Origin of the sequence: Dyadobacter sp. CY351 (assembly GCF_021502625.1) — a bacterium.
GTDB lineage: Bacteria > Bacteroidota > Bacteroidia > Cytophagales > Spirosomataceae > Dyadobacter > Dyadobacter chenhuakuii.
In genome coordinates this window covers 51221-61001 of sequence record NZ_JAKFFU010000018.1, presented here as the reverse complement: position 1 = coordinate 61001, position 9781 = coordinate 51221, and the positions used below count along the sequence as shown (strand labels likewise).

General features: G+C 47.0%; 9 protein-coding genes. 7 read left to right on the top strand and 2 right to left on the bottom strand.

Features of this window, described 5'->3' with window-relative positions:
• Positions 1 to 441: 441 nt before the first annotated feature.
• A complete protein-coding gene (locus L0660_RS25790; RefSeq protein ID WP_235161988.1) occupies positions 442 to 792 on the bottom strand; it encodes a hypothetical protein in 351 nt (116 codons plus the stop codon).
• 462 nt (positions 793 to 1254) lie between these two features.
• Here L0660_RS25790 and L0660_RS25785 point away from each other — a divergent pair, with 462 nt between their 5' ends.
• The 5 genes from L0660_RS25785 to katG all read left to right on the top strand — a co-directional run bounded on the left by L0660_RS25785 (position 1255) and on the right by katG (position 6681).
• Positions 1255 to 1641 (top strand): VOC family protein, encoded by a 387-nt coding sequence (locus L0660_RS25785; RefSeq protein ID WP_409013489.1) that lies wholly within the window; start codon positions 1255 to 1257, stop codon positions 1639 to 1641.
• Positions 1642 to 1737: 96 nt separating this feature from the next.
• Positions 1738 to 2637 carry an SDR family oxidoreductase gene (locus tag L0660_RS25780; protein ID WP_235161986.1) on the top strand — a complete coding sequence of 300 codons (900 nt, stop codon included), beginning with the start codon at positions 1738 to 1740 and terminating at the stop codon, positions 2635 to 2637.
• 47 nt (positions 2638 to 2684) lie between these two features.
• The gene (locus L0660_RS25775; protein WP_235161985.1) at positions 2685 to 3608 is read left to right on the top strand and encodes an AraC family transcriptional regulator; all 924 of its coding nucleotides are present in this window, start codon (positions 2685 to 2687) and stop codon (positions 3606 to 3608) included.
• A gap of 174 nt (positions 3609 to 3782) precedes the next feature.
• A complete protein-coding gene (locus L0660_RS25770; RefSeq protein ID WP_235161984.1) occupies positions 3783 to 4280 on the top strand; it encodes a GyrI-like domain-containing protein in 498 nt (165 codons plus the stop codon).
• Positions 4281 to 4404: 124 nt separating this feature from the next.
• Positions 4405 to 6681 (top strand): catalase/peroxidase HPI, encoded by a 2277-nt coding sequence (katG, locus tag L0660_RS25765; RefSeq protein ID WP_255712420.1) that lies wholly within the window; start codon positions 4405 to 4407, stop codon positions 6679 to 6681.
• Between the two features lie 94 nt (positions 6682 to 6775).
• On the opposite strand, the gene L0660_RS25760 is transcribed toward katG, so the two are convergent.
• Positions 6776 to 8848: a HAMP domain-containing sensor histidine kinase gene (locus tag L0660_RS25760; protein WP_235161983.1), complete on the bottom strand. Its 2073-nt coding sequence runs from the start codon at positions 8846 to 8848 to the stop codon at positions 6776 to 6778.
• Positions 8849 to 8966: 118 nt separating this feature from the next.
• Here L0660_RS25760 and L0660_RS25755 point away from each other — a divergent pair, with 118 nt between their 5' ends.
• Positions 8967 to 9290, top strand: coding sequence for a helix-turn-helix transcriptional regulator (locus L0660_RS25755; protein WP_235161982.1), 324 nt, complete (start codon positions 8967 to 8969; stop codon positions 9288 to 9290).
• A 1-nt stretch (position 9291) separates the two neighbouring features.
• A complete protein-coding gene (locus L0660_RS25750; RefSeq protein ID WP_235161981.1) occupies positions 9292 to 9774 on the top strand; it encodes an SRPBCC domain-containing protein in 483 nt (160 codons plus the stop codon).
• The last annotated feature ends 7 nt before the right edge of the window (positions 9775 to 9781 follow it).

Genomic DNA, 9781 nt, shown 5'->3' with positions numbered 1-9781 from the left:
GGCGCCTCGAAAGGGCGCTATTTTTGTTTAATTGCAATTCCATAGCTCAGTTGGAATAGCAATACACCGGAACGCCGGCCGCTTTTAATGTATGGGTCCTGGCGGTGCCGCGATCGGCTTCGAATCCCAGCGGGATCACAAAGGCGTCTCGAAAGGGCGCTATTTTTGTTTAATTGCAATTCCGTAGCTCGGTTGGAAGAGCAATACACCGGAACGCCGGCCGCTTTTAATGTATGGGTCCTGGCGGTGCCGCGATCGGCTTCGAATCCCAGCGGGATCACTTGAAGAAATAACAAAAAGCATCAAAAGCCTGCAAATCAACAGATTAGCAGGCTTTGTTCTTTTCCGGGCTGGGCCAAATGTTCAATTTGCCACAATTTTTGGTGAGTTATTCAGTCACTTCATCAATCTGCAACGTGGCTTTCCTTTCAGCGAAGATCATTATTTTGACAAGCTGGTAATTTTTATTAAACCGCAGAATTCACAATCCGTACAATAGTGTTTCGCATCCCCACTGAACACAATGCTATCCCCATCAATCAAATTATTCTGTTCCAAAAGTCTTTCAAATATTGAGTCCTTACATACGACTAATGCTGTTCCATATCCATAAAGCGTGTAGGAAACGGGTTGTTCCGAGGTATTAAACTCAATCTTACCTTTGACGTTGTTTATATCAGCTTCTTTTTCACTCTCACAACCACATTCATTTTTTTTAGGCTCTTCATCCTCTTTGCAACCGATTGCAGTCAGGAGAAAGATGTACACAATGATGGTTATTGAAATTCTCATAGGCCAGCTCCGAATTGATTTGAATGATTGCCGTTCTTACAAAAACGCTCCGTTGCCGACGATGCATCAGATCCCAAATTGAGGAGATATTTTGCCTACCAAAAAGATAAGTCTCAGCCGAATAAGCACGATCTATACGTAATTTTACCTCTATTCAAGAAACATCAATTTTGATCCTACCATTGAATGCATCGATCAAGAAATTTCTTATCTGAACAAATATTGATTCTGGTCTCATTGTTGACGCCGTGGTTTTGATTTATGAATTTTTCCTAAGATACATGCTTTCCTCAAAATCTCATAAAATGCGGCCCTACGTGAGATTTGTTAGTATAAACTAGCGCTAGCTTAGCTTCCGTATAAGTTTTGGGAACTTAGGAATGCGTAAGAAATGTGCTGTATTTATAAATGGACTTCCTGCAGTTTCATGATGACATATAGTTGTGACTTGCATCAGCGCGGATTATTACCGCAAACATTCAACCATTAGTAGCGTTTTACCAGACAGTTGCAGAGATGGCCTTAAAACAGTACACGCAAGATTTTGCTGGACTGAGAACAGAAACGGCTGCATTGGCGATCGGAAGTGTTCGGACGTTGCAGCTTTTCGGTGGTGACCATGTGGCCACACCAGGTTCGAACCGCTCAGTGATCATCGAGTTTCAGGTCGAAGACGTCGATGCCCATTATCAGCGGCTAGCCAGTTACCTTGGCGACAGACTTGTTCAATCCCCGACGACCATGCCTTGGGGGAATCGATCCCTGCTATTCCGCGACGCTGACAGTAATTTGGTGAACTTCTTTACGCCTTTAACGGCGGAAGCAATTGAGCGCGCACGGGTTTCTTGAATTAAATGCCCGCTTTTTGGCTAAATCAAAAGCAGATTTGGCTAAATGTGGGCGACTGGCGCCGGCGATCTTTGCATAAACAAAAAAAGATCAGTTATGCGTGTATTTGTTACGGGAGCCACTGGCTTCATTGGCACAGCCATTGTGCGGGAATTAATAGGAGCGGGGCATCAGGTGTTGGGGCTGGCCCGTTCGGAGGCTTCGTCTCAAAAGCTTATTAATGCAGGTGCGGAAGTTCATCGGGGCGATTTGGAAGATCTTGATAGCCTCCGCAGCGGTGCGGCGCAGGCCGACGGCGTAATCCATGCGGGTTTTATCCACGACTTTACGCGGCTTGCGGAAGTTTGTCGGGCGGATAGTGTGGCAATTGAAACGATTGGTAATGTATTGGCGGGTTCCGACAGACCTTTTATCATAACGTCCGGTTCCGCACTGGTAAGTCCGGGAAGGATAGCCACCGAAGATATCATCGCGCCGGTCGATCCGGCCTGGCCGCGGGCGTCCGAACAAGCGGCAGATGCGGTAGCGGCATTGGGAGTTAATGCTGCGGTTATCCGCCTATCGCCTTCGGTACATGGCGAAGATGATAATCATGGTTTTGTATCCTTTTTGGTGAATATAGCGCGTGAAAAAGGAGTCTCTGCTTATGTTGGCGGCGGGCTGAACCGATGGAATGCGGTCCACAGGTTTGATGCGGCTGCGCTGTACAGACTTGCTTTGGAGCATGGCACATCTGATGCTGCTGCCCGGTTTCATGGCGTTGCGGAAGAGGCGATTCCGGTTAAAAGCATAGCGGAAGCAATTGGCAAACAGCTGAATATGCCCGTCGTGTCAGTTGCGCATGAGGCAGCGGCCGAACATTTTGGCTGGTTCGCTCATATGGCGGCTATCGATTGCCCGACATCAAGCAAGCGCACGCAGGAGCAATTGAACTGGCATTCGAAGCATTCGACCTTGCTTGCCGATATTGAAAGTGGAATTTATACGAAAAACTAAGTGACAGGCGGTTTGCAACCCAAATAATCCCGAACTTTATCAGTGCTATGAACAGTAAACAGCTTTTTCATTTTCATACGATTACTGAATACCACCGTGCCGCGGGCCTGCCCAAGCCGACTCACCCGCTGATCAGCCTGGTGCACATGGAGGATTTGAGCAAGCCGATGGCCGAAGATGCATTCAGTATGATCTATGACTTTTATTCCATAGCCATGAAAAGGGTGACAAATACTAAGTTCAAATACGGCCAGCAGGTTCAGGATTTTGATGAGGGTGTGCTTTTCTTTATGTCGCCAGGCCAGGTTTTTGGGGTGGAAATTGAGAAAGGAAATGGGAGCTACAAACGCGAAGGATGGATGATCCTGATCCACCCGGACTTTTTATGGAACGCCCCCCTCGCCAAAACCATCAAGCAATACGAATTTTTTAACTACTCGGTTTACGAAGCACTGTTTTTATCAGATAAGGAAGAAACAATGCTCAACACCATCGCGCAGAGCATTGAACAGGAGTATCAGGGCAATATTGACCGGTTCAGTCAAAGTGTGATCATTGCGCAGCTGGAATTATTACTGACCTATTCGGAAAGATTCTACCAGCGCCAGTTCATCACGCGGAAGGTTACCAGCCACGAGATCTTGTCCAAGCTCGAAGACTTGCTTACCCATTATTTTACCAGCGGTGCGCTTGTTGAGAAAGGCCTGCCGAGCGTTACGTACATTGCTGAAAACCTCAACATTTCACCAGGTTACCTGAGCAGTTTACTTAAATCGCTGACCGGCCAGAATACGCAACAGCATCTTCACAACAAACTGATCGAACTGGCGAAGCAGAAGCTTTCCACTACTAATCTGTCTGTCAGTGAGATCGCTTACGAGTTGGGGTTTGAACATCTTCAATCTTTCAGCAAACTCTTCAAAACAAAAACCAATTTTTCTCCAATGGAATTCCGGCAGTCTTTTAACTGACACGTTATCAGGAATTGAATGTCGGTGATGAGTGTCCTTGGTCTATAATGTGCAAAGTAGCCGCTGGCGAACAGGGCTTTTGTCGCGATTTGCCCTTTTATTTGTCGTGATTAGCCCTTCGTGGTCATACATGGATAGGTAAATTTGTAGGGTAAACAAACGATAGAAACCATCATGCTTTCAGAACCTACCATTCAGCGCCGTGGTGAACTGCATTACCTGGCCATTGCAGAAACCATTCAAATGCAGCAGATCCCGGATGTGCTGCCGCCGTTGATTCCCGTGGTCAAGCAATACATGGAGGATCGCGGCATTAAAGCCGCCGGGCCGGATTTTTTTCTTTATAAATCAATGGCCCGATCCGGCGAGATGGATTGTGAGGCTGGTTTTCCTGTAAACGAGGCTGTAGAGGGCGATGGTTACGTTCGCGCCGGTGTTTTTCCAGCGGGAAATTATGCAAGCATCATTTATACGGGAGACTTTAAAGATATGATGCAGGCGCATGTCGCGCTGGAAAATTACATTAAGGAGCAGGGACTTGTCGAAAAGTCGGCAACAGAGGGCGGCAGAACGGAGTGGGGTGGACGCACGGAATCTTATTTGGTCGATCCGGAGTTGGAACCGAATCCTGAAAAATGGCAGACAGAAATTGTTTTCCTGCTGGAAGACTAAATCATAGAATAGATTTTTCCTATTAATTTATAGAATTAATCGATTGTGATTATCCTTTCCAAAAGCATAACTTGCCAATCACAAGTTAAGATGCGTGAGATTTTTTCAACTATAACCTCATAAAATGGATAAGGACCTGAATAACATTGACAAATGCCCGTTTCTGAACGGCTCTATGGACAGTCATGCGGCCGGCGGTGGCACCAGAAACCGCGACTGGTGGCCTAACCAATTGAAGCTGAGTATACTGCGCCAGCATTCATCCAAGACTAACCCGCTAGAGTCGGACTTTGACTATGCAGAAGCATTCAAAAGTCTTGATCTGCAAGCTGTAAAGGCGGACCTGACAGCGCTTATGACGGATTCACAGGACTGGTGGCCAGCGGATTTCGGACATTACGGGCCGCTTTTTATCCGGATGGCCTGGCACAGTGCAGGAACTTACCGCGTGTTTGATGGCCGCGGAGGCGGTGGTTCTGGACAGCAACGTTTTGCGCCGCTGAACAGCTGGCCGGACAATGTCAGTCTGGATAAAGCGCGTCGTTTGCTTTGGCCTATCAAACAAAAATACGGACAGAAGCTTTCCTGGGCGGATTTGCTCATTCTTACGGGTAATGTTGCCCTGGAATCCATGGGCTTTAAAACATTTGGCTTTGCAGGCGGTCGTGCAGACGTTTGGGAGCCCGATGAAGACGTTTACTGGGGAGCGGAAACAACCTGGCTGGGCAATGATCACCGTTATGCAAAAGGTGTAGCAGGCGTTGCAGGACATGGTGTTGTGTCATCCGACGAGAATCCAGGAGAAGGAATCCACTCGCGTACGCTCGAAAAACCGCTTGGCGCCGCGCATATGGGCCTTATTTATGTAAACCCGGAAGGGCCGGATGGAAATCCTGACCCTATTGCAGCAGCAAAAGATATTCGCGACACATTCGGCCGCATGGCAATGAACGACGAGGAAACGGTTGCACTGATCGCTGGTGGACACAGTTTTGGTAAAACCCACGGCGCCGCGCCCTCGGATCACGTGGGCAACGAGCCTGAGGCGGCGGATGTAGATGCACAGGGATTGGGATGGAGCAACAGCTTCCGTTCGGGCCGTGGCGCGGATACGATTACCAGCGGATTGGAAGTAACCTGGACAACCACACCGACGCAGTGGAGCAACAATTTCTTTGAAAACCTGTTTGCATTCGAATGGGAACTAACAAAAAGCCCCGGAGGTGCGCACCAGTGGGTTGCCAAAAATGCCGGTGATATTATCCCCGATGCTTATGACAGCAGCAAAAAGCACGCTCCGACGATGCTGACCACTGACCTGGCATTAAAGCTGGATCCCGAGTACGAAAAAATATCAAGACATTTCCTGGAAAATCCGGACGCATTTGCAGATGCATTTGCCCGTGCGTGGTTCAAGCTTACGCACCGTGATATGGGTCCGCGTGCGCGTTACCTGGGACCGGAAGTGCCCGAGGAAGTGCTGATCTGGCAAGATCCTATACCGGCGGTGGACCATACATTGGTTGATGCCGGCGACATTTCTGCTCTGAAATCGTATATCCTTGCATCAGGTCTGACGGTTTCTGAGCTTGTTTCCACGACCTGGGCCTCGGCTTCTACATTCCGCGGTTCCGACAAGCGCGGCGGTGCCAATGGTGCACGCGTTCGTTTGGCCCCGCAAAAAGACTGGAGAGTGAACAATCCCGTACAATTGCAGAAAGTGCTTAGCGTTTTGGAAAGCATTCAAGGCGAGTTTAACAGCACGCAGACGGGCGGCAAGAAAGTGTCTTTGGCGGACCTGATCGTTTTGGCCGGATCCGCAGCCGTGGAAAAGGCGGCTCAGGAAGCGGGTCATGCCGTAACGGTTCCTTTCACACCCGGCCGCATGGATGCTTCTCAGGAGCAAACAGACATTGAATCAGTAAGTTATCTTGAACCTGCTGCGGATGGTTTCCGTAATTACCGGGGCACAACTTATGCGGTTTCAACAGAAGAATTGCTGATTGACAAAGCACAATTGCTGACATTGACAGCACCAGAGCTGACCGTTCTGGTGGGTGGATTGCGCGCATTGAGCATCAACTTCGACGGTTCCAAAAATGGTGTGTTTACAGAACGTCCGGGTAAGTTAACCAACGACTTTTTTGCCAACCTCTTGGATATGAACACTTCCTGGAAAGCCATGGGAGAGGATAAGGAAGTGTATCTCGGAAGCGATCGCTCCACAGGGCAGCCTAAATGGACGGCAACCCGCGCGGATCTTGTTTTCGGTTCCAATTCTGAGTTAAGGGCTGTTGCAGAAGTATATGCAAGTGCCGACGCAGGTGCCAAATTCGCAAAGGATTTTGTGGCGGCATGGGCAAAAGTGATGAATCTGGACAGATTTGATCTGGCCAAGTAAGCCAGTCTGGTTATTATCCAGCTAGCTTTTTATAAAGGTAGGGTCGTGCCGGTTAGCCGGGACGACCCTTTTTATTTATTTTATGTTTTGTAAATCAAATTGGCAATTCCACAAAAAACGTAGTTCCCCGCTCTTTCCCGGATTCAAACCAGATCCGGCCATCGTGCGCTTCTACAATTTGCTTGCATATGGAAAGTCCGATTCCATACGATTGCTCACCAGCCGTCCCGGATCTGTTAGCACTGCCCAAAGGCAAAAATACTTCGTCTTTCAGGCTTTCCGGTATGCCTATCCCATTGTCTTCGATGGTTAACAGGACCTTTTCATCCTGTTTTTTAAGATTAATACGGATCGTCCCACCTTTTTGTGAAAATTTGATGGCATTACTAAGAAGATTGCAGAATACGCGCCAGATCTTTTCCCTGTCAACCGGCACCATAACCTGCTCATAATGATAATCCAGCCTTTGCTGTTTTTCAATGGCTTTGTGGCTGAGCATATCAATACAGGACTGGACGATCTCCTGTAATGCAACCTCACTTTTCGCAACCCGTTTGCGATCAGAGCTGGATTGGAGAATCTGACTGATCAGCGTATTGGCCTTACCGGCCGATTGTTGAATGCTAGTGATGAGTTCTGTTTGTTCTTCTGTTGGCTTTTCATCCCAAAACACAAGTTGAGAAGCGGAAGTAATGGCCGCGATCGGGTTGCGCAAATCGTGTGCGACGATCTTCAAAACGTGTTCATTCTCAATTTCAGCTTGTTCCAGGGCATTTACGGTGTCTTGCAATACAATATTGCTTTGCGTGATTACTTTATTTAAATCAGTAACAGCGCGCAAATTATTTAAACTTTTCCGGGCAATGCGCCATATCAGGTAGGCGATCACCGCCAGGGTGACAGATAGCAAAATGCTGAATACGAGCAGCAAAGCCTTACGCGTATCCTGTTCCTCGACGAGCTCTTCTTCGTGTTGATTCTGGATTTGTTGCAGCAGCTGCCCTACATCGCTTCTGTTTTCCACATTCTTCTTCAATTTCATCACCCGGTCGGCTTCCATACCGGCGATGAGCATCTTTCCTGCATCTTCAAATTTTCCTTGTCCAAATAAGATAGAGGCTTCCATTTTTTGATAAAGAATCACATTAGCAGGATGATTCAATGCGCCCGGCAACTTTTTCAGTATTGTAAGCTCCTCTGCGGCTTTGTCAAATTTTTTGGTCTTAATAAAAATTCTGGTAAGCAACTGCCGCGATTCCTGTTCTACTTCTAATGACCAGTCAATTTCCGGGTCATGCATCAGGCATTTTTTGATGAGCTTTTCAGCAGTCTGCATATCGCCTTTTAAGAAATAGGCCTCCGCCTCGTTCCTTACCATCACAATCCGCGCGAACCGGATGTAGTTCTGTTCTTTTGGAAAATCTGACGAGTGTTTATTAATAAAATCACTGGCTTGCTGAAAATATTGCAAGGCAATATCCGGCTCATTAAGGTAAAGATGTGCTATCCCAATATTCCTCAGGCTGCCTTGCATCTCAATAAATTCAAGCTGAAAATTGCCCGACTGCTTACATTCAGCGAGCTCTTTCAGTTCATGTTTCCAATATTCTATGGCTTGGTAATAGTTTTCTTCTTTGAAGGAAATGCTGGCGATCCGGCTGCTGTATCGGGCGCATTCACACGTTTCGCCCAGACTGGTCAAAAAGGATTTGCCGTGATAATAGTTGCGGTAGGCCTGGTAAAATCTTTTCTGTTTTAACAAATCATCCCCTTTCAAAAGTAATGCTTTGGAGTATTCAGCAGGAAATTGCTGGCGGATCTGCGCAGTAGGAAACAGTTGTAGTAAGCTATCCGTGTAACTCAGCGCATTGTCCGTCAATGTTGAATCCCTGTGGCTGAGGACCTTCATGAATTTGTAGTAGCGCATGCGGTCACTTAACGTCTGATCGTCAATTGTGGCCATTAGCGAGTCAAATGTCACGATGCATTTTTTAATCCCAATCTTGCGAGAATCGCGGTCCAGGCTATCAATCCATGTGTCCATAACTTGTTCATGATCCCCTTTTGTTGATGTTTTGCACCCTGTAAAACCAAGAATTAGCAGAAGCCCGGCAAGAATAATGTTGTATTTGTTCAAAAAAGTAAGCTGATAGAAGTAATCCATCATTAATAGAGTGATAGTTTGAGCGACGGAAGCTAACAACAAAGCAGGCTTAAAAAAAATTTAATGAAAAATTTGCGTAGCTAAATGACTACACTTAAATTCGTAGCCAAATAGCTACACAATGAATTTAAGACGAGATGTTTTCCAGGCCATAGCAGATCCGACGAGAAGGGCCATCCTTCTTTTGGTTGCGACGCAGACCATGACAGCTGGCGCCATTGCTGCCAATTTCGATACGGCCAGACCTACGGTTTCCAAACATTTGGCAATTCTTACCGAATGTGAGTTGCTCGAACAGCACCAGAACGGGCGGGAGATTTACTATCAAATTAATGCAAGGAAGATGAAAGAAGTGGCCGATTTCATCGAACCGTTCCGCAATATGTGGGACGACCGGTTTAACAAGCTGGAAGCAATTATGAAAAATTATCAATCAAATAAATGATATGGAACGCAAAACCAAGGTTCACGCCGAAGACGGCAAGCAGGAAATTTTCATCACCAGGGAGTTTGATCTGCCGCTGGATTTACTTTTCAAAGCTTACACGGAGCCGGAGATCGTAGCGCAATGGATGGGAACAAAAGTGGTGAAAATGGAGAACAGGAAACATGGCGCCTACGAGTTCGAGACATCCGATGCGCAGGGCAATGTTGTATTCAGGGCCAATGGTGTGTTTCCGGAATATATTCCCAACCAAAGAATTACCCGGACATTTGAAATGGAAAATACGCCGGGCTCTCCGTTCCAGTTTGCCGTTCAGCTCGAATTCCTGGAATTCGAAAAGATCACACACGAAACCAGCAAGCTGACCATGCATCTGGTCTATAAAACAGTAGCGCTGCGCGACCAAACCTTGAAAATGCCATTCGCACAAGGCATTAATATGGCGCACAACAGATTGCAGGAAGTTGTATATCAGTTAAAATAAGCCTATC

Coding starts and splice junctions, on each gene's coding strand:
- L0660_RS25790 (WP_235161988.1), bottom strand. CDS start 792: ATGAGAATTTCAATAACCATCATTGTGTACATCTTTCTCCTGACTGCA.
- L0660_RS25780 (WP_235161986.1), top strand. CDS start 1,738: ATGCGTGTATTTGTTACGGGAGCCACTGGCTTCATTGGCACAGCCATT.
- L0660_RS25775 (WP_235161985.1), top strand. CDS start 2,685: ATGAACAGTAAACAGCTTTTTCATTTTCATACGATTACTGAATACCAC.
- L0660_RS25770 (WP_235161984.1), top strand. CDS start 3,783: ATGCTTTCAGAACCTACCATTCAGCGCCGTGGTGAACTGCATTACCTG.
- katG (WP_255712420.1), top strand. CDS start 4,405: ATGGATAAGGACCTGAATAACATTGACAAATGCCCGTTTCTGAACGGC.
- L0660_RS25760 (WP_235161983.1), bottom strand. CDS start 8,848: ATGATGGATTACTTCTATCAGCTTACTTTTTTGAACAAATACAACATT.
- L0660_RS25755 (WP_235161982.1), top strand. CDS start 8,967: ATGAATTTAAGACGAGATGTTTTCCAGGCCATAGCAGATCCGACGAGA.
- L0660_RS25750 (WP_235161981.1), top strand. CDS start 9,292: ATGGAACGCAAAACCAAGGTTCACGCCGAAGACGGCAAGCAGGAAATT.